The organism is Nonomuraea guangzhouensis (assembly GCF_019396345.1).
GTDB lineage: Bacteria > Actinomycetota > Actinomycetes > Streptosporangiales > Streptosporangiaceae > Nonomuraea > Nonomuraea guangzhouensis.
In genome coordinates this window covers 1-18,485 of the sequence record NZ_JAHKRM010000003.1, presented here as the reverse complement: position 1 = coordinate 18,485, position 18,485 = coordinate 1, and the positions used below count along the sequence as shown (strand labels likewise).

Genomic DNA, 18,485 nt, shown 5'->3' with positions numbered 1-18,485 from the left:
AGAGGGTCCATATCTATGGCGTGACCGCAGACCCGGCCGGGCGCGTGGCCATTCCGTGATAAATGTTGACCTGTTGGGAGGTGGCATGAGCCAGCAAGATCCATCGGGCGAATATCCGTACCAGCCCTACGGCGCACCCTACGGCCAGCAGCCGCCACCGCACCACGGCTACGGCTACGGCTATCCCCCGCCACCTCGGCCGTCCGAGGGCCCGAGGGCCACCGCCATCGTCGCGCTGGTGCTCAATCTGCTCGCGATCGTCAGCTGCTGCAACATCCTGGCCATCCCCGGAGCCGTCCTCGCGGGTCTGGCGCTCGGCCGGTCGAGCACGGAGCCGGCCAGTGCCAAGCACCTGCTCGTATGGAGCTGGACGCTGTTCGGGGTGGGCTTCGCACTGACGCTCGCCACCTTCGTCTTCCTCGGCGTCAACGGCTATCTCGACGACTGATTACCTGTTCGGGGACTGTTCTTGCCGTCGCGTGTGTTGGATAGGCGTCAACCGTAGAAGGGATGTCCGTGAACGACGGCCCGCTCATCGTCCAGTCGGACAAGACGCTGCTCCTCGAAGTCGATCATGAGAACGCCGGCGACTGCCGCAAGGCCATCGCCCCGTTCGCCGAGCTCGAGCGCGCCCCCGAACACGTGCACACCTACCGCGTCACCCCGCTGGCGCTGTGGAACGCGCGCGCGGCCGGGCACGACGCCGAGCAGGTCATCGACGCGCTGATCAGCTTCAGCCGCTACCCGGTGCCCCACGCGCTGCTGGTGGACATCGCCGAGACCATGGACCGCTATGGCCGGCTCAAGCTGGAGAAGGACCCGGTCAACGGCCTGGTCCTGACCTCCACCGACCGGGCCGTGCTCGAAGAGGTGCTGCGGTCCAAGAAGATCCAGCCCATGCTGGGCGAACGGCTCAGCGGCGACTCGGTGGCCGTGCACCCGAGCGACCGCGGCAACGTCAAGCAGGCGCTGCTCAAGCTGGGCTGGCCCGCGGAGGACCTCGCGGGCTACGTCGACGGCGAGCACCACAAGATCGAGCTGGTGCAGGAGGGCTGGAGCCTGCGGCCCTACCAGCAGGACGCGGCCGACTCCTTCTGGCACGGCGGCTCCGGCGTGGTCGTGCTGCCCTGTGGGGCCGGCAAGACGATCGTCGGCGCGGCCGCGATGGCGCACGCCCAGGCCACCACGCTGATCCTGGTCACCAACACGGTGAGCGCGCACCAGTGGAAGCAGGAGCTGCTCAAGCGCACCTCCCTGACCGAGGACGAGATCGGCGAATACTCCGGCAGCAAGAAGGAGATCCGCCCGGTCACCATCGCCACCTACCAGGTGATGACGACCAGGCGGAAGGGCGTATACACCCATCTGGAGCTGTTCGACGCGCGCGACTGGGGCCTGGTCGTCTACGACGAGGTGCACCTGCTGCCCGCGCCGATCTTCCGGATGACCGCCGACCTGCAGGCCCGCAGGCGCGTCGGGCTGACCGCCACGCTGGTGCGCGAGGACGGCCGCGAGGGCGACGTGTTCTCGCTGATCGGCCCCAAGCGCTATGACGCGCCCTGGAAGGAGATGGAGAACCAGGGCTGGATCGCCCCCGCCGACTGCGTGGAGGTCCGGGTCACCCTCACGGACGAGGAACGGCTGGCGTACGCGATGGCCGAGTCCGAGGAGCGCTACCGGTTCTGCGCCACCACGCCGTCCAAGACCCGCGTGACCGAGGCGCTGGTCCGCCGGCACCTGGGCGAGCAGGTGCTGGTCATCGGCCAGTACATCGACCAGCTCGACGAGCTGGGCGAGCACCTCAACGCGCCGGTGATCAAGGGCGAGACCCGGATCAAGGAGCGCGAGCGGCTCTACCAGGCCTTCCGTGACAAGGAGATCCAGGTCCTGGTCGTGTCCAAGGTGGCGAACTTCTCCATCGACCTGCCCGAGGCGGCCGTGGCCATCCAGGTGTCGGGCACGTTCGGGTCGCGCCAGGAGGAGGCGCAGCGGCTCGGCCGGGTGCTGCGGCCCAAGGCCGACGGCGGCGGCGCCCGCTTCTACACGGTGGTCAGCAGGGACACGGTCGATCAGGAGTTCGCGGCGCACCGGCAGCGGTTCCTGGCCGAGCAGGGTTACGCGTACCAGATCATCGACGCCGACGACGTGCTCGGCGGCGTGTAGAGCTACCTGAGGCGAAGGCCCGGCCGCTCACCCTCCGAGCGGCCAGGCTCCGACGTCGATTACGTCCACGAGACTCCGCGGGCTGTCGACAATCGAACCACCCCCCTCACCAGCGTGCTATCGCCGCCGCACCTCTCAAGTAGCCAGCGACATACCCCCATGATCCGACAAATCCACCTGATATGCCCGAATTCTCGGTTATTGGCAGGTTGTCGTTATCTTGCAAGCATGCCGCCCAGGAAGAGCACCCCTTCGGCAGCGATCCAGGCGGCCACACTCACGCCCATGAATCGGGTGAACACCCGTGGATCGTTTCTGGCCGAGGGCGCCAGCCAGGCGGCGGCCGTGCAGCAGGCGGCGGCCACGGCGAACAATCCGGACACCGTCGAGACCGAATCGAGCCGTTGAGAGCAGGCCGACGCGGACTCGCCACCCGCGCAGAACGCCTCCAGCCCCCACCCCGCGAACACCGACAAGGCCCACAACGCCGCCAGCAAGAAGCTGGCGACCGTCGGAATGATCGGAGAGATCCCGATCCGTACCCTTGCCATGGTCTCTCTCTACCCCGGGTAAATGCTGTGGAAGCCTGCCGGGCGCCCCACTAAACTGGTCGATTCGCTGCCTACACCACCTCCGTTTCTCTGACCAGGGAGGCACTTCCGCATGCCCGCACACCAGTTGGCCCCCGACATACCCGCCGACGTCCTCGCCGCCGAGCAGGCCCACCTGGCCGAGTCGAGAGCCGCGCTGCAGGCCATGCGCCTGCACGCCCAATCACTGTCGGCCGACGCGGCCGGCGACTGGGTGTCGCAGCAGATCCTGCAGTCGCTGCTCGACAAGCGGGTGGCCGCGCTGGCCGACCACCCCGACACCCCACTGTTCTTCGGTCGCCTCGACCGCTCGGCGGATGACGACCTGCCCGGCACGATCTACGTCGGCCGCCGCCACGTGCACGACGGCACCAGCCGCCCGCTGGTGATCGACTGGCGCGCGCCGGTGTCCCGGGCGTTCTACCAGGCCAGCCCCGCCGATCCGATGAACGTCGCCCGGCGGCGCCGGTTCGGCTACCACGGCGGCCTGCTGACCGCGTTCGAGGACGAACCGCTCGGCGAGGGCGGCGACATCGGCCCCTCGAAGATCCTGACCGAGGAGATCGAGCGCCCGCGCACCGGCCCGATGCGCGACATCGTGGCCACGATCCAGCCCGACCAGGACGAGATCGTCCGTGCCACGCTCACCCAGACCGTCTGCGTCCAGGGTGCGCCGGGCACCGGGAAGACCGCCGTCGGCCTGCACCGGGCCGCGTACCTGCTGTTCACCCACCGCGAGCGGCTGGCCAGGTCGGGCGTGATGATCGTCGGCCCCAACCGGGCCTTCCTGTCCTACATCTCCTCCGTGCTCCCCGCGCTCGGCGAGGTCAAGGTCGACCAGACCACGGTCGCGGGCCTGCTCGGCGAGCACGCCACGCCGGAGGAGGCGATGGTGTCGGCGCTGAAGGGCGACGCCCGCATGGCCGCCGTGCTGGAGCGGGCGCTGTGGCTGCACATCGTGAAGCCGGAGGAGGGCGTCGTCTACAGCAAGGGCGCCTACCGCTTCCGGGTGGCCGACTACGAGGTACGCGAGATCGTCGCCTCGCTGCGCGGCACCACCCGCTACGGGCCCGGCCGGGCGGCGCTGGCGCAGCGGCTCGCGCACATGGTGCTCGTACGCATGGAGCAGCGCGGGGAGTCACCAGACGACCGGGTGCAGGACGCCGTGGCCAGGTCCAAGCCGGTCAAGCAGCTCGTCGACGCGGTCTGGCCCAAACTGGTGCCGCAGCAGGTCCTCTTCAAGCTCCTCTCGGACCCCGGCTTCCTCGCCCAAGCCGCCAAATCCGATTTGTCGCCCGAAGAGCAGCAGGAGCTGCTCTGGCGGAAGCCGTACCGAGGCTGGAAGTCCGCGAAGTGGTCGGCGGCCGACGCCGCGCTGCTCGACGAGCTCGGCGACCTGATCGAACGCACGCCCTCGCTCGGCCACCTGGTCGTCGACGAGGCGCAGGACCTGTCGGAGATGCAGCTGCGCGCGCTCGGCCGGCGCTGCCGCAACGGCTCGGCCACCGTGCTCGGCGATCTCGCCCAGGGCACCACCCCGTGGTCCACGAGCTCGTGGGAGACCGTGCTCAAACACCTGGGCCAGGACGAAGGCGAGGTCACCGAGCTGACGCTGGGCTTCCGCGTGCCGCGCGAGGTGCTCGACTACGCAGCCCGCCTGCTGCCGTCGATCGCCCCGGCGCTGGCTCCGCCGCGCTCGCTGCGTCCCGGCGCGGGCTCGCTGTCGGTACGCCCCGGCGGCGCGGTCGCCGACGCTGTTCGCGAGGCCCTGGCAAGGGAGGGCTCGATCGGCGTGATCGTGCCCGACTCGCTGGTGGAGGAGGTGTCACGGCAGCTCGACGGGCTCGCCCACGCCGTGCTCGACCCCGACGCGACCGAGGAGCACCGGCTGCTGATCGTCCCGGCGACGCTGGCCAAGGGCCTGGAGTATGACCACGTGATCGTCGTCGAGCCGGCCGACATCGTGGCGGCCGAGCCCCGCGGCCTGGCCAGGCTGTACGTGGTGCTCACCCGCGCGGTCACTTCGCTCACCGTCCTGCACGGGAAGGCACTGCCCGCCCAGCTGACCGCCTGACCCGCGAGCGGGCGCGTCGTCTCCCGAGCCCGGGGCACTCCTAGGATGGCGAGGAGGATCTCAACCAAGGAGGACGCCGTGCCCGCACCGCTTCCACACGAATACCTGCCGTCGGTCCCCGCGCTCACGGTCCAGAGCAACGACATCACGGACGGGGAGAGGCTGGGGGACCTCCATGTCTTCAACGACTGGGGCATGACCGGCCAGAACCTGTCACCTCAATTGCAGTGGTCCGGTGCCCCGGCCGAGACCCAGAGCTACGCCGTGACCTGCTACGACCCCGACGCGCCCACGGGCAGCGGGTTCTGGCACTGGGTGCTCTTCGACATCCCGGCCTCCGTCACCGAGCTGCCCACGGGCGCGGGCACCGCCCCCGAGTTCAAGGGCCTGCCCGCGGGGGCGACGCACGCGCGCAACGACTACGGCAGCAAGGAGTACGGGGGCGCCGCTCCCCCGCCCGGCGACCCGCACCGCTACGTCTACACGGTGCACGCGCTGGGTGTGCCGGAGCTGGGCGTCCCCAGTGACGCCAGCCCGGCGGTGGTCGGCTTCAACATCACCGCCAACACGCTCGCGCGTGGCCACATCGTCGCCCACTTCGGCGTCTGATGGCCGTCGATTCCGGGATGAAGATCCGCTACGCCGAGCTCGAAGACGTACCCGCGGTGCTCGACTTCTGGCTCCTGGCCGCCGAGGGCACCGACCGACGCGACTCGCCCGACAAGGTGGTCGCGCTGATCGAACGCGACCCTGAGGCCCTGCTCCTCGCCGAGCTCGACGGGCAGCTGATAGGCACGCTCATCGCGGGCTGGGACGGCTGGCGAGCGCACCTCTATCGCCTCGCCGTCCACCCGTCCCACCGGCGCAAGGGCATCGCCACCACGCTCCTGGCCGAGGCCGAGTCCCGCTTCACCGCCTTGGGCGCCTTCCGCGCCGACGCGATGGTCCTGGACGCCAACGTCTCCGCCCAGGGGGCCTGGTCCGCCGCGGGCTACACGCCGCAGCCCATCTGGTCGCGCTGGGTCAAACCCCTTAAGTGACCATCTTGTACGGCTCTTCCCCACAAAACACAGACCGGCCCGGGCAACACGCGCCCGGGCCGGTCTGATGAAAAGCGACCTTAGAAGTCCATGTCTCCGCCACCCGGCATGGCCGGGGCGGCAGGGGTCTTCTCGGGCTTCTCGGCGATGACCGCCTCGGTGGTGAGGAAGAGCGCCGCGATGGAAGCGGCGTTCTGCAGCGCCGAGCGCGTCACCTTGGCCGGGTCGATGATGCCCGACTCGAACATGTTGACGTACTCGCCCGAAGCGGCGTTGAGGCCCTCACCCGGGGTCAGGTTGCGGACCTTCTCCACCACGACGCCGCCCTCGAGGCCGGCGTTGACGGCGATCTGCTTCAGCGGCTCCTCGAGCGCCTTGCGGACGATCGCGGCACCGGTGGCCTCGTCGCCGTTGAGCTCGAGCTTGTCGAACGCCTTGGCGCCCGCCTGCAGCAGCGCCACGCCACCGCCGGGGACGATGCCCTCCTCGACGGCCGCCTTCGCGTTGCGAACGGCGTCCTCGATGCGGTGCTTGCGCTCCTTGAGCTCGACCTCGGTCGCGGCACCGGCCTTGATGACGGCCACGCCGCCGGCCAGCTTGGCCAGCCGCTCCTGGAGCTTCTCGCGGTCGTAGTCGGAGTCGGTCCGGTCGATCTCGGCGCGGATCTCGTTGACCCGGCCGGCGATCGCGTCGGGGTCACCGGCGCCGTCGACGATGGTGGTCTCGTCCTTGGTCACGACGACCTTGCGGGCACGGCCGAGCAGGTCGAGGGTGGCGTTCTCGAGCTTGAGACCGACCTCCTCGGCGATGACCTGGCCACCGGCCAGGATCGCGATGTCGCCCAGCATCGCCTTGCGGCGGTCACCGAAGCCCGGGGCCTTGACGGCCACGGAGCGGAACAGGCCGCGGATCTTGTTGACCACCAGGGTCGCCAGGGCCTCGCCCTCGACGTCCTCGGCGATGATCAGCAGCGGCTTGCCCGACTGCACGACCTTGTCGAGCAGCGGCAGCAGGTCCTTGTTGGCCGAGACCTTGGAGTTGACGATGAGGATGTAGGGGTCCTCGAGCACGGCCTCCATGCGGTCGGAGTCCGTGACGAAGTACATCGACGTCATGCCCTTGTCGAAGCGCATGCCCTCGGTGAGCTCGAGCTCGAGGCCGAAGGTGTTGCTCTCCTCGACGGTGATGACGCCTTCCTTGCCGACCTTGTCCATCGCCTCGGCGATGAGCGCGCCGATCTCGGGGTCGGCGGCGGAGATGGAGGCGGTCGAAGCGATCTGCTCCTTGGTCTCCACGTCCTTGGCCAGCTTGGACAGCTCCTCGCTGACCCGCTCGACCGCCGACTCGATGCCCTTCTTCAGCGACATCGGGTTGGCGCCGGCGGCGACGTTGCGCAGACCCTCGCGCACCAGCGCCTGGGCCAGCACCGTGGCGGTCGTGGTGCCGTCACCAGCGACGTCGTCCGTCTTCTTGGCGACTTCCTTGACCAGCTCGGCGCCGATCTTCTCCCAAGGGTCCTCGAGCTCGATCTCCTTGGCGATGGACACACCATCGTTGGTGATCGTGGGAGCGCCCCACTTCTTCTCCAGCACGACGTTGCGGCCCTTGGGACCCAAGGTCACCTTGACGGCGTCGGCTAGCTGGTTCATGCCGCGCTCGAGACCGCGCCGGGCGTCCTCGTCAAACGCGATCATCTTGGCTGCCATAAGGCTAGACCTCCCAGATGCAGGGTGGCTTCAATGGACCGAGCCGACGCCCGCGACGGCATGGGCCTGCATCTCCGTTCGGCAGACCCCATCGTCCCGATCCAGTGCTGGCACTCTCGAACAGAGAGTGCCAACGAACTGTTTAGCACTCTACCCTGCCGAGTGCAAGCCGAGACACCAGCATGCCCAGGTCAGTCAGTACGGCGGGCCCGTCATGGACCCGCCGTAACCGAGTCGACGAAGTAGGAGTGGCGGTTTCGCCCGGACTGCGGAGCCGTGCGACCTGCCGGTACTTACCAACTTCGTGATTCAGACCGCTCGTACGGCCTCCGCTTGGGGGCCCTTCTGGCCCTGGGTGATCTCGAACTCGACGCGCTGGCCTTGTTCGAGGGAGCGATAGCCGTCCATCATGATCGCTGAGTAATGGACGAATACATCTTTACCACCGTCTACCGCGATGAAGCCGTAGCCCTTGTCCGCGTTGAACCACTTGACGGTGCCCTGCGCCACTTCCGACTCCTCTTACTGGGCTCATAGATCCCGCCCATTCGACCGCGAGACCCTCAATCGCCTGACTTATGGAGATATAACCAGGCGATCGCCCTCGACCATACCTGTGGCACAGCGTTTGGCAACAGAGTCAATCTACAAATTACGCATTTCATCCGCGAGTGAGTAGTTCAACCTTGAATTGTCGGAAAAAACAGAAGGCGCCCCAGATGGGAGCGCCTTCTGATGTGAGCGAGTGGTCACCCTCCGGCGACCGCCGGGATGATGGAGATCTGCGTGCCTTCGGGGGCTGCCGTGTCAAGACCATCGGCAAAACGGACATCCTCTTCGCCAACGTAAACGTTGACAAAACGACGAATCTTGCCCGATTCATCCAGAATTCGCGCACCGATCCCCGGGTAGTCGGAGTCGAGCTTCGCCAGCACGTCGCGGAGGGTCGCGCCCTCCCCGCTCACTTCCGCGTTACCCCCGGTGTAGGTGCGCAGAATGGTGGGAATCCGCACAGAAACGCTCATGATTAACTCGCCTTTCCTGGTTGTCAGACAGCCGCGCGGAACGCGTCGAGAGAGGGCCGGATCACTGCCGTGGGCTCGGCGTCGTCGGCGACGGCGTCGAGCGTCTTGAGCCCGTCGCCGGTGTTGAGCACCACGGTCTCCGCCTCCGGGTCGAGCTGCCCGGTCTCGACGAGCTTCTTCAGCACTCCCACGGTGACGCCGCCGGCCGTCTCGGCGAAGATGCCCTCCGTCGAGGCCAGGAGCTTGATTGCGGCGACGATCTCGGGGTCGGTGACGTCCTCCACCGCCCCGCCCGTGCGGCGGGCGATGTCGAGCACGTACGGGCCGTCGGCGGGGTTGCCGATGGCCAGCGACTTGGCGATGGTGTCGGGCTTGACCGGCTGGACCACGTCGAGGCCGGCCTTGTACGCGGTCGACACGGGCGAGCAGCCGTTGGCCTGCGCGGCGAAGATCTTGTAGGGCGTGTCCTCGACCAGGCCGAGCGCGACCAGCTCCTTGAAGCCCTTGTCGATCTTCGTGAGCTGGGAGCCGGAGGCCACCGGGATGATGATCTGCTCGGGCAGGCGCCAGCCGAGCTGCTCGGCGATCTCGTAGGCGAGCGTCTTGGAGCCCTCGGCGTAGTAGGGCCGCAGGTTGACGTTGACGAAGCCCCACTTGTCGCCCAGCGGGTCGCCGATGAGCTCGGAGCAGAACCGGTTGACCTCGTCGTAGGAGCCGTCGATGGCGACCAGCTTGCCGCCGAACACCCGGGCCATCGCGATCTTGGCCTGCTCAAGACCGGCGGGGATGAACACGCAGGCGTCGAGCCCGGCCCTGGCGGCGGCGGCCGTGACCGCACCCGCGAGGTTGCCGGTGGACGAGCACGACAGGGTGTGGAAACCGAAGTTACGGGCCGCCTCGACGGCGATGGCCACCACCCGGTCCTTGAAGGAGTGGGTGGGGTTGCCCGAGTCGTCCTTGACGTACAGGGACTTGATGCCCAGCGCCCGGCCGAGGTTGCCGGCCTTGACGAGCTTGGTCCAGCCGGGGTTCATGTTCGGCTTGGTGGCGACGTCCACGGGGACGGGGAGCAGCGAGCGGTAGCGCCAGATGTTGGCGGGGCCGGACTCGATGTCCTTCCGGGTGACGCCATTGAAGGAGTAGGCCGCTTCGAGCGGCCCGAAACACTCCAGACAGGCGAAACTGGGGCCGAGGTCGTAGCGGGCACCGCACTCGCGGCAGGAGAGGGCTACGGCGGGTCCGAAATCGAGCGACATGAAGCGAGGCCTTCCCTCATCTTCGCCTGCGGCCACCTTGACCGCAGACCGGAATTGGCACCTGTCCCGGTCGGCCTCGCCAGGTCGCGAGTCTGAATCCGGGAGGGTTGCCGGGGCTTCGCAGGGCCGGTCCCTCCACCCCTCTGGATGAGCAATATTCAGTTGTGTGCTTTGACTGTACCTGGCCAGGCCCGTCAAGCGACCGTCCGTCTCACGAAGCGAGACGTACGATCTCAGCGATAATCGTCGCCCAGCACGCCCTGAACGTATTTGCGCGCCTGGTGGATGCGTGACTTGGCGGTGCCGAGCGGGATGCCGAGCTGCTCGGCGACCTCGTTGTAGTCGAGCTGCACGATGTCACGGAGCACCAGCGCCTGGGCCAGGTCGGGCTTGTCGGCCTCCAGCGCCTCCATCGCGTCGAGCAGGTCGAGCCGCGACCCGGCGATCACACTGACCCGCCGCGCGTCGGGCTTCTGCATGGGCAACTCGTCGGAGGTCTGCTCGGCCGAGCGGCGCTTCAGCGTGCGGTATGTCGTACGCGCGCAGTTTGCCGTCACGATGTGCAGCCAGGTGCTGAACCTGGCCCGTCCCTCGAAGCGCCCGATGTTGCGCGCAACGGCGAGCAGGGTGTCCTGCGACGCCTCCTCCGCATCCTGGTGATAGGGGAGGATTCGGGCGCAGTGCCGCATCACGTCCGGCTCGATCCGCCTCAGGAGCTCACCGAGTGCGCGATGATCTCCGGCAGCGGCGGAGCGGGCCAGTTCCTCGGTTAGCTCATCAAGCGCCATAGCTGGGATCCTATGGTCGGAGGGAACTTTAATGAACAGCGTCCTTGTCGCCTCTAACAGAGGACCCGTCTCGTTCACCGTCTCCGACGACGGTGTCCTGACCATGAAGCGCGGTGGTGGCGGGCTGGTGTCCGGCCTCTCCGGGGTCTTGAAGGACGACGGCGTGCTGTGGATCTGCGCCGCCCTGTCCGACGGCGACCGGGGCGCCGTACGCCAGGCGCCCGGCGGCCGGCTCGACCAGGCCGGCTACGACACGGGCGCGCTGCGGATGCTCGACATCCCGCCGGCCACCTTCCACCGCGCCTACAACGCCGTGGCCAACTCCACCCTGTGGTTCGTCAACCACCTGCTCTACGACATCCCCAACGCGCCGCTGTTCGGCACCAGGTTCCAGCGGGAGTGGGAGTCCTACCGCGACTACAACGGCGCGTTCGCGCTGGCCCTGGCCGAGGAGGCCGGGCACGGGGCCCGTGTGATGGTCCAGGACTACCACCTCACACTGACCCCGGCGATGCTCCGCGCCGAGCGGCCCGACCTGCGCATCGCGCACTTCAGCCACACGCCGTGGGCGCCGCCCGAATACTTCTCGCTGCTGCCCGACGAGGTCGCCCGCGAGGTCCTGGAGGGCATCCTGGGCGCCGACCACGCCGGGTTCCTCACCGAACGCTGGGCGGGCGCGTTCATGGACTGCTGCCGGGCCCTGCTGGGCGCCGAGGTGGATCTGGCCGCCCGTACGGTCACGCACGAGGGCAGGACCACCCACATCGGCGTGCACGGCCTCGGTGTGGACGGCGCGGCGCTGTGGGAGCGAGCCCACGAGCCCGACGTCGAGTCCAACATGGCCGCGCTCAGGGAGCAGGTCGGCGACCGCCGGCTGATCGTCCGCATCGACCGCACCGAGCTGTCCAAGAACATCGTCCGCGGGCTGGTGGCCTACCGGGAGTTCCTGCTCGCGCATCCGGAGTGGCACGGCCGGGTGGTGCACCTGGCGTTCGCCTATCCCAGTCGGCACGACCTGCCCGAATACCGCGAATACACCGCCTCCGTGCAGCGCTGCGCCCAGGAGATCGAGGACGAGTTCGGCACCGAGGACTGGGAGCCGCTGATACTCAACGTCAACGACGACTACCCGCGCTCGCTGGCCGCCTACCGGCTGGCCGACGTGCTGCTGGTCAACCCGATCCGCGACGGCATGAACCTGGTGGCCAAGGAGGGCCCGATCCTGTCGCCGCGGGCCGCGCTGGTGCTCTCGCGCGAGGCGGGCGCGGCGGCCGAGCTGGGCGCGCACGCGCTCCTGGTCAACCCCTACGACGTGACCGGCACCGCCGTCGCGCTGCACGACGCGCTGGTGATGCCCGAGGAGGAGCGCACGCGCCGCCGCGAGCTGCTGGAGGCCGCGGCCACCGCGCTCCCGCCGCAGAAGTGGTTCGCCGCCCAGCTGGACGCGCTGGCCTAGGATGTCGTCGATCTCAGAGGGCGTCCGCCTGGTCAGGGACCGGCCGACCTGGCTGATCTACCTGCAGCTGGGCACGTTCGCCACGTTCATCTACGGCCTGAGCGCCGCCCTGCCGCTCCTGCGCCTCGACCAGCGGACCTCCGGCACGGTCGCCGGCCTGCACGGCACCGCGATGGCCGTGGGCACGATACTCGCCGGCCTCTCCCTCACGTTCCTCACCAGGCGCTACGGCAGGCGGGTCACCACCTGGATCGGCCTCGCCGGGATGAACGCGGGCGTGCTCCTGGTCGTGCTCACCTCCGCGCTGCCCCTGACGCTGCTCGGCTACGGCGTGGCCGGCGGCTTCGGCTCGGTGGCCCTCTACACCGCCATGGCCGCGCTCAGCGAGCACCACGGACCGGCGGGCCCGGCCGCGATCAGCGAGGCGAACGCCGTCGGCGTCGTGGTGGGCGTGGCGGCGACGTTCCTGCTCAGCGCGATCGCGCAGACCGCGCTCGGCTGGCGGGCCGCGCTGCTCCTCACCCCGGTGCTCACCGCGCTGCTGGCCCTGACCCTGGGGCGGGTCTGGCCCCGGGCCACGACCGTGTCGGCCCCGTCCACCGGTGAGCGGCCCGCGCGGCCCGGCTGGCGCTTCCATGTGGCGGGCGGCGTGCTGTTCTGCTGCGTGGCGCTGGAGTTCACGTTCAACCTGTGGGCCGCCGAGCTGTTCGCGGCGCGCACCGGTTTGAGCGCGGCCGCCGCGGCCACCGGGTTGACCGCGTTCCTCGCCGGGCTGGGCGCGGGCCGGTTCGGCGGCGCGTACCTCGCCTTACGCCTGCCACCCGCGCGGCTGTTCCTGGGCGCGCTGGCGGTCACCGCGGCGGGCTGGCTGCTCTTCTGGCTGAGCACCGTGCCCGTCCTGTCCTACGCCGGTCTCGCGCTCAGCGGGGTCGGCGCCGCCCTGCACTTCCCGCTCGCGCTGGCCGGGCTCATCACGCACTCCGGAGGCCGGCCGGACCGGGCCGGCGCGGCGGCCCCGATCTGGGCCGGGTCCGCGATGGCCGTCGGTCCGCTCGCGCTCGGCGCGCTCGCCGACGGCTTCGGCACCTGGAACGCGTTCCTGCTGGTCCCCGTCCTCATCTGCCTGGCCGCCGGCGGGGTGCTCATCGCCAGACCGCGTGCTTGAGTACGCCGGACAGGCCAGGGGTGTTCCATGCGTCGACGACGAGCACGCCGGTCTTGGGCAGATACCACTCCCGCTGCACGAAACGGGCCCGCACCTTGCCCGTCCCGGTGACGCAGGTGCCCTTCCACGCGCGGTAGTACGCCTTGTGGCCGGGCCCGACCTGACGCAGCCCCTTCGCCGCCGCGCCGTTGAGCACCTGACCCCACTTGTGGTTGAGCGGGCAGGGCTCCACATCGGTCGCCGAGTAGAAGGGCCGGTCGGGCGTGTACGGGTTGAGCTCGTGCCCCACCTTGACGGCTGCGGGCCCGAGCACCCAGAAACCATCGCATTCCGGAGTGAAGTACGCCCCCTTGGGCTTGGCGCACTTGCCGGTGACGACGTGGATCCAGTCGCCCTTCCCGTACACCTTCCATGAACTCGGCAGGGACAGCGTCAGCCCGTTGCGCAGCTTGAGCGGATGACTGGCAGCGCTCGTAGCACTCGCGGCGCTCGCGGAGGCGGGGGCGGCTGCCACGAGGAGGGCGGCGGCCACGGCGAGACCCGCCACGGCAAGGTTTCTCTTCGACATTGCGCGAATGTACCGACATGTACTTGCAGACAGATTGGGACCGGCTGAAACTCAGGACCGGCCGTAGGCCGAAGCCAGCTCCCGCAGCAGGGCCACCACGCCGTCGGGGCCGTCCACCACGATGTCGGCCCGCTCGGCCAGCGCGGTCACCTCGGCCGAGCCGCTGCACACGGTCACGCCCGGCAGCCCTGAGTTCTTGACCGCGTCGAAGGCCGCCAGGTCACCGAGGTCGTCGCCGACGAACATGACCGACCGGGCAGCCCGTTCGGCCAGGAACAGACCGAGCGCGTGCCCCTTGTCCATGCCCGGCGGCCGCAGTTCGAGCACCAGGCGGCCGGGCTCGACGACCAGCCCGTGCTTGTCCGCCAGCGCGGCCAGCGGCTCGCGCAGGGCCGCCAGCGTGCCCTCGGGGTCGGGGCTGCGCCTGGTGTGCACGGCGACCGCCCGGCCCTTGTCCTCGATCGTCGCGCCTTTCACGCCGAGCGAGCCGAGCAGCAGTTGCAGCTCCGCCTCGGCCTGGAGCACGCCGTGCGGGGGTGGCGGCGCCGAGATCCGGCCGTCCTCCCAGCGCTCGAACCCGTAATGCCCCAGAATCACCAGGCCGGGCACGTCGGCCAGGCCAGGCCCGAGCTCCAGCGCCGTGACCACCGGCCTGCCGGTCACGATCGCCACCGCCCCGACGTGCCCGCCGAGTTCGGCGAGGACGGCGGGCGCTTCCGGATGGATCCTGGCGGCGGCGGGATCGGCCACGATCGGCGAAAGGGTGCCATCGAAGTCGAGCCCGATCACGGCTCCCGCCGGATCCTTCAGGATCGCTTCCATACCGGGTGATCCCGTATGTCTGATGTTCTTCACGCGCCTGCCTTACCCAGCAGGTCAGGGGCGCATGCCAAGCCGCCGGGCGGCGCGGTCGCGCTGGCGGGTGGAACGCAGCCGGCGCAACCGTTTGACCAGCATGGGATCCTGCTGGAGCGCCTCCGGCCGGTCGATCAGTTCGCCGAGGAGTTGGTAGTAGCGGGTGGCGGAGAACCCGAAGGTCTCCTTGATGGCCTGCTCCTTCGCACCCGCGTAACGCCACCAGTGGCGCTCGAAGGCGAGGAGTTCGAGATCGCGTTCGGAGAGGGGCTGTCGGGACGGTTCCTGGGCAGCACTGTCACCGCTGACCGGTGCAGTGTCCATGGTGTCCTCCTCGCAGGGCGCGCGACGATCACATCGTGGGAACGCGGGCCCGTGCCAATCGTAATGTGCGGAGTGCGGGTGTTCACGGCGGATTGAGAGACGTACAGTCACGAAATGTGACCTCAGTCATCACACTTCTCACTGACTACGGGCTCGAAGATGGCTATGTGGCGGCCTGTCATGGAGTGATAGCCGGGATCGCCCCCGAGGCCCGGGTGATCGACGTGTGCCACCTGATCCCGTCAGGCGATGTACGGCGCGGCGCCGCGATACTCTCCCAGACCATCCCATATCTCCCGAAGGGCGTGCATATCGGGGCAGTAGACCCCGGCGCGGGCGGAGCCAGGCGGGCGGTCGCCGTGGAGGCGGGCGGACGGGTGTTCATCGGCCCCGACAACGGTCTCCTGTCGTGGGCCGTGCGCGCCTGCGGTGGGGCGCAGGCGGCCTACGAGATCAGCAATGCCGAGTACTTCCTGCACCCCGTCTCGCCGACCTTCCACGGGCGGGACGTGTTCTCGCCAGTCGCCGGGCGGCTGTGCGCCGGGCTCAAACCGGCCGACCTGGGGCCCGAGGTTCCGCTCTCGCGGCTGGTCTCGCTGCCGGAGCCGACCTCGCAACTGCGCGAAGGCTCCGTCGAGGGCGAGGTGGTTTCGGTCGACCGCTATGGCAACACCCAGTTGTCGATCGCCGCGGGCGACCTCGCCGCGCTGGGCGTGCGGACCGGCGACACGCTCGGGGTCTGGCTGGGGCGCAGGCAGCTGGCCCTGCCGTACCGGGAGACGTTCGCGGCCGTGCCGCCGGGCGAGCTGGTGGCCTTCGCCGACTCGGCGGGGCTGATCGCGATAGCGGTGAACTCGGGTGACGCGGCCCAGCGCCTCGGCCTGCCGCCCGGCGCCCATGTACGGCTTTCACCCTCCCCTTAGACGAAAGCCACCAAAGGTAAATTACACCGCGTATCGGTCTGTTTACCGAAGCGTCAGATTGAACCGGCGATCGCATGTCAGAATGCACGGGCATCGGGCGACCCCTCCCCTGCCCGCGAGGTGCACGTTGTTCCCCTTTTCTGTTGCGCTGCTCTCTTTACTGTTCGCGGCCCTGCCGTCGGCGGAGCCACCCGTGCCGGAGCGCTGGCACGCGTGGCCGGTGGCCAGGGTGTTCCCGGGCTCGGTACCCGGCACCAGCCCTTCCGGGGCCCGCGTGACCTATGTCCTGGCCGGCGTCGCCCCAGAGGCCCCCTGCCGGGTGGCCTTCCAGCCTGGGGTCCTGCGACTGCTGCGGGGGTGCGTCACGGCGTTACGCGCCACGTACGCGGACAGCACGCAGACGTTCGTGGCGACGGTCGGCATCGCGGTCCTGACCACCCCAGCCGCCCACCCACCGGCCGCCTTCGGCCTGCCCGGCGCGCCACCGGAGACCGGCGGTCTATCCGGCGCGCCACCGGAGACCGGCGGCGGCCGCCTGTCTGCCGGGTCGTCGGAGACCGGCAGCGGCTGCCTGGCTGGCGGGGCTTCGCGGCCCGACTGCCTGTCTGCCGGGTCGTCGGAGCCCGGCAATGTCCGCCTGCCCAGCGGGCCGTCGGAGACCGGCACCGGCCGCCCGGCCAGTGGATCGTCACACATCGGCACAGGCCACCTGCCTGGCGGGCCGTCACACCTCGACACCGACCACCCGACCAGTGGACCGTCACACACCGACACAGGCCACCTGCCCGGCGGGCCGTCAGAGGCCGGCGCCGGGACCAGGTGCTTGCCGGGCCGGGGGCGGGAGACCAGCGGTGGTCGTCTGGCGGAGACCGGCGGTCCTCTGCCCGAGACCGGCGCCAGGCGCTTACCGGGGGTGGGGGCGACTGCCGGCGCGCAGGCCGATGTGCCGGTTGACCGGTCCGGGACGGTCGTGGGACGGCCGCCGACCGTGCGGCCCGTGGCGTTTCCCGATGGGCCGGCCGAGCGGTTCGGCGAGTCGCAGTACGTCACCGGCGCGCTGATCTCGTCGAACGACACCTACGTCGTGGCGACGGCCGCCGGATACGCGGACGGCCGACCGTACAAGCCGGGCGACTTCGCCGCCAGACGCCTGGGAGACACCGCTCGCCGCCTGGCCACGGTCCTGTACGGGAGCCTGACCAGATGACCAGGCCACTGGCCGCCCTCCTGATCAGGCCACTCACAGCGCGGCTACCGCTGGCCGGGTCGCTGCTGGCCGGTTTCCTGGTGGCCGGGCCGCTCGGGGCGGGGCTGTTGGTGGCCGTGGCGGGGCCGTCCGCCTCGGACGACGTCGGCTCGGTGGCGCGGGCCGCCCAGTGGCAGCTCGCCACGCTGCGCCTGCCGGAGGCGTGGCGGCTGAGCAGGGGCGCCGGCGTTTTGGTGGCCGTACTCGACACCGGCGTGAACGCCCACCACCCCGACCTGACCGGCGCCGTGATCGCCGGCCCCGACCTGACCGGCGAGGCCGGGGTGCCGGTCATGTGGGGCCACCACGGCACCGCCATGGCCAGCCTCATCGCCGGTCACGGCCACCGCGCCCCGAAAACGGGCGATGCCACACAGAGCGGCCACAGCACCTCGACAACGGCTGATGTCGCACAGAGCGGCCATAGCGCCTTGACAACGGGAGACGCCGCACAGAGCGGCGCCATAGCCACGGGCGGCCCCACACCGAGCGGACCGGCAACGGGAGACGCCGCACAGAGCGGCGCCATCGCAGCCGGCGACCCCGCGCGAAGCGGCACTGCCGCAGGCGGCCCTGCGGACAGCGGCGTGATCGGGATCGCGCCCGCCGCCCGTGTGCTGTCCATCAGGGTCACGCTGGAGAACGGCGACCCGCTCCGCGAGAAACAGCGCGCCGGCGGTCGCGACGCCCTGGCCAGAGGCATCCGCTACGCGGTCGACCACGGCGCCGACGTGATCAGCATGTCGCTCGGCGGCGGCAGCGGAGCCTGGGAGGGCTCGGCGGCCGAGGAGGAGGCCGTCCAGTACGCGATCAGCCGCGGCGCCGTGCTTGTGGCCTCCTCCGGCAACGACGGCGACACCACGAACAGGAAGAACTTCCCCGCCGCCTACCCCGGCGTGATCGCCGTGGGCGCGGTCGACCGGCGGCTGGAGGTGGCGGCGTTCTCCAACCGGCAGGACTACCTCTCGGTGGTCGCGCCGGGGACGGGCATCGTGACCGCCGACGGCGCCGACTCGTACGTGGTGGGCGACGGGACGAGTTCGGCCGCCGCCATGGTGGCCGGTATCGCCGCGCTGATCAAGGCGGCCCACCCCGATCTGTCGCCGTACCACGTACGCACGGCCATCGAGCTGGGCACCAGGCGGCGGCCCGCCGACGGCTACAACCGCGCGTCCGGGCACGGGGTGGCCAACGCGCTGCTCGCCCTGCGCGCGGCCGATCGCCTGGCCAGTCCCGCCGCCAGGCCGGCCGCGGCCGGCGTGGGCCCCGGCGGCTACTTCGGCGACGGCCCGGTCTCCCGGCCGCC

19 protein-coding genes and 1 riboswitch are annotated in these 18,485 nt (G+C 69.9%); of the genes, 10 read left to right on the top strand and 9 right to left on the bottom strand.

What is annotated here, in order from left to right:
• Positions 1-85 precede the first annotated feature (85 nt).
• Together KME78_RS05875 and KME78_RS05870 are read left to right on the top strand one after the other, a co-directional pair.
• On the top strand, positions 86-448 hold the full coding sequence (locus KME78_RS05875; protein WP_219527745.1) for a hypothetical protein: 363 nt from the start codon (positions 86-88) through the stop codon (positions 446-448).
• Between the two features lie 62 nt (positions 449-510).
• Positions 511-2,163 carry a DNA repair helicase XPB gene (locus KME78_RS05870; protein ID WP_219527744.1) on the top strand — a complete coding sequence of 551 codons (1,653 nt, stop codon included), beginning with the start codon at positions 511-513 and terminating at the stop codon, positions 2,161-2,163.
• Between the two features lie 215 nt (positions 2,164-2,378).
• On the opposite strand, the gene KME78_RS05865 is transcribed toward KME78_RS05870, so the two are convergent.
• Complete coding sequence (locus KME78_RS05865; protein ID WP_219527743.1) at positions 2,379-2,714, bottom strand: hypothetical protein; 336 nt, start codon at positions 2,712-2,714, stop codon at positions 2,379-2,381.
• A gap of 112 nt (positions 2,715-2,826) precedes the next feature.
• Between KME78_RS05865 and KME78_RS05860 the strand changes: the two genes are divergently transcribed.
• From KME78_RS05860 to KME78_RS05850, 3 genes are all read left to right on the top strand, one after another.
• Complete coding sequence (locus tag KME78_RS05860) at positions 2,827-4,827, top strand: HelD family protein (RefSeq protein ID WP_219527742.1); 2,001 nt, start codon at positions 2,827-2,829, stop codon at positions 4,825-4,827.
• 78 nt (positions 4,828-4,905) lie between these two features.
• Positions 4,906-5,436, top strand: a complete 531-nt coding sequence (locus KME78_RS05855; RefSeq protein ID WP_308126820.1) for a YbhB/YbcL family Raf kinase inhibitor-like protein — start codon at positions 4,906-4,908, stop codon at positions 5,434-5,436.
• Positions 5,436-5,867 carry a GNAT family N-acetyltransferase gene (locus KME78_RS05850; protein ID WP_246650532.1) on the top strand — a complete coding sequence of 144 codons (432 nt, stop codon included), beginning with the start codon at positions 5,436-5,438 and terminating at the stop codon, positions 5,865-5,867. The genes KME78_RS05855 and KME78_RS05850 overlap by 1 nt, the downstream gene beginning before the upstream one ends.
• A gap of 80 nt (positions 5,868-5,947) precedes the next feature.
• Here KME78_RS05850 and groL read toward each other — a convergent pair whose 3' ends face one another.
• From groL to KME78_RS05825, 5 genes are all read right to left on the bottom strand, one after another.
• The gene (gene groL / locus KME78_RS05845; protein ID WP_219527740.1) at positions 5,948-7,573 is read right to left on the bottom strand and encodes a chaperonin GroEL; all 1,626 of its coding nucleotides are present in this window, start codon (positions 7,571-7,573) and stop codon (positions 5,948-5,950) included.
• A gap of 309 nt (positions 7,574-7,882) precedes the next feature.
• Positions 7,883-8,083, bottom strand: coding sequence for a cold-shock protein (locus KME78_RS05840; protein WP_173525743.1), 201 nt, complete (start codon positions 8,081-8,083; stop codon positions 7,883-7,885).
• Positions 8,084-8,322: 239 nt separating this feature from the next.
• A complete protein-coding gene (locus KME78_RS05835) occupies positions 8,323-8,598 on the bottom strand; it encodes a MoaD/ThiS family protein (RefSeq protein WP_214644534.1) in 276 nt (91 codons plus the stop codon).
• A 23-nt stretch (positions 8,599-8,621) separates the two neighbouring features.
• Complete coding sequence (gene thrC, locus KME78_RS05830; protein ID WP_219527739.1) at positions 8,622-9,854, bottom strand: threonine synthase; 1,233 nt, start codon at positions 9,852-9,854, stop codon at positions 8,622-8,624.
• Between the two features lie 13 nt (positions 9,855-9,867).
• Positions 9,868-10,008, bottom strand: a riboswitch (SAM riboswitch).
• A 79-nt stretch (positions 10,009-10,087) separates the two neighbouring features.
• Positions 10,088-10,642, bottom strand: coding sequence for an RNA polymerase sigma factor (locus tag KME78_RS05825; RefSeq protein WP_219527738.1), 555 nt, complete (start codon positions 10,640-10,642; stop codon positions 10,088-10,090).
• Positions 10,643-10,673: 31 nt separating this feature from the next.
• Here KME78_RS05825 and KME78_RS05820 point away from each other — a divergent pair, with 31 nt between their 5' ends.
• Positions 10,674-12,098, top strand: coding sequence for an alpha,alpha-trehalose-phosphate synthase (UDP-forming) (locus KME78_RS05820; protein WP_219527737.1), 1,425 nt, complete (start codon positions 10,674-10,676; stop codon positions 12,096-12,098).
• A 1-nt stretch (position 12,099) separates the two neighbouring features.
• On the top strand, positions 12,100-13,263 hold the full coding sequence (locus tag KME78_RS05815) for an MFS transporter (RefSeq protein ID WP_219527736.1): 1,164 nt from the start codon (positions 12,100-12,102) through the stop codon (positions 13,261-13,263).
• On the opposite strand, the gene KME78_RS05810 is transcribed toward KME78_RS05815, so the two are convergent.
• From KME78_RS05810 to KME78_RS05800, 3 genes are read right to left on the bottom strand one after another with little or no spacing between them, the layout of a single operon-like run.
• Entirely contained in the window at positions 13,241-13,831 is a 591-nt protein-coding gene (locus tag KME78_RS05810) for a hypothetical protein (RefSeq protein WP_219527735.1), read from the bottom strand. The genes KME78_RS05815 and KME78_RS05810 overlap by 23 nt on opposite strands.
• A 51-nt stretch (positions 13,832-13,882) precedes the next feature.
• Entirely contained in the window at positions 13,883-14,653 is a 771-nt protein-coding gene (gene otsB, locus KME78_RS05805; RefSeq protein WP_219527734.1) for a trehalose-phosphatase, read from the bottom strand.
• Positions 14,654-14,707: 54 nt separating this feature from the next.
• Entirely contained in the window at positions 14,708-15,010 is a 303-nt protein-coding gene (locus KME78_RS05800; protein WP_214644527.1) for a DUF3263 domain-containing protein, read from the bottom strand.
• 116 nt (positions 15,011-15,126) lie between these two features.
• On the opposite strand from KME78_RS05800, the gene KME78_RS05795 reads away from it, so the two are divergent.
• From KME78_RS05795 to KME78_RS05785, 3 genes are all read left to right on the top strand, one after another.
• Positions 15,127-15,933, top strand: a complete 807-nt coding sequence (locus KME78_RS05795) for an SAM hydrolase/SAM-dependent halogenase family protein (protein ID WP_219527733.1) — start codon at positions 15,127-15,129, stop codon at positions 15,931-15,933.
• 193 nt (positions 15,934-16,126) lie between these two features.
• Entirely contained in the window at positions 16,127-17,140 is a 1,014-nt protein-coding gene (locus KME78_RS05790; RefSeq protein ID WP_219527732.1) for a hypothetical protein, read from the top strand.
• Positions 17,137-18,485: S8 family serine peptidase (locus KME78_RS05785; RefSeq protein WP_219527731.1), on the top strand; the 1,349-nt coding region annotated here is incomplete at its 3' end. The genes KME78_RS05790 and KME78_RS05785, both read left to right, overlap by 4 nt.

Excerpts from the sequence above, each read along its gene's own strand:
- KME78_RS05815 (WP_219527736.1), top strand. The coding sequence starts at position 12,100 with ATGTCGTCGATCTCAGAGGGCGTCCGCCTGGTCAGGGACCGGCCGACC.
- otsB (WP_219527734.1), bottom strand. The coding sequence starts at position 14,653 with ATGGAAGCGATCCTGAAGGATCCGGCGGGAGCCGTGATCGGGCTCGAC.
- KME78_RS05820 (WP_219527737.1), top strand. The coding sequence starts at position 10,674 with ATGAACAGCGTCCTTGTCGCCTCTAACAGAGGACCCGTCTCGTTCACC.
- KME78_RS05850 (WP_246650532.1), top strand. The coding sequence starts at position 5,436 with ATGGCCGTCGATTCCGGGATGAAGATCCGCTACGCCGAGCTCGAAGAC.
- KME78_RS05875 (WP_219527745.1), top strand. The coding sequence starts at position 86 with ATGAGCCAGCAAGATCCATCGGGCGAATATCCGTACCAGCCCTACGGC.
- KME78_RS05860 (WP_219527742.1), top strand. The coding sequence starts at position 2,827 with ATGCCCGCACACCAGTTGGCCCCCGACATACCCGCCGACGTCCTCGCC.
- KME78_RS05865 (WP_219527743.1), bottom strand. The coding sequence starts at position 2,714 with ATGGCAAGGGTACGGATCGGGATCTCTCCGATCATTCCGACGGTCGCC.
- KME78_RS05870 (WP_219527744.1), top strand. The coding sequence starts at position 511 with ATGTCCGTGAACGACGGCCCGCTCATCGTCCAGTCGGACAAGACGCTG.
- KME78_RS05810 (WP_219527735.1), bottom strand. The coding sequence starts at position 13,831 with ATGTCGAAGAGAAACCTTGCCGTGGCGGGTCTCGCCGTGGCCGCCGCC.
- groL (WP_219527740.1), bottom strand. The coding sequence starts at position 7,573 with ATGGCAGCCAAGATGATCGCGTTTGACGAGGACGCCCGGCGCGGTCTC.
- KME78_RS05825 (WP_219527738.1), bottom strand. The coding sequence starts at position 10,642 with ATGGCGCTTGATGAGCTAACCGAGGAACTGGCCCGCTCCGCCGCTGCC.
- KME78_RS05835 (WP_214644534.1), bottom strand. The coding sequence starts at position 8,598 with ATGAGCGTTTCTGTGCGGATTCCCACCATTCTGCGCACCTACACCGGG.
- thrC (WP_219527739.1), bottom strand. The coding sequence starts at position 9,854 with ATGTCGCTCGATTTCGGACCCGCCGTAGCCCTCTCCTGCCGCGAGTGC.
- KME78_RS05800 (WP_214644527.1), bottom strand. The coding sequence starts at position 15,010 with ATGGACACTGCACCGGTCAGCGGTGACAGTGCTGCCCAGGAACCGTCC.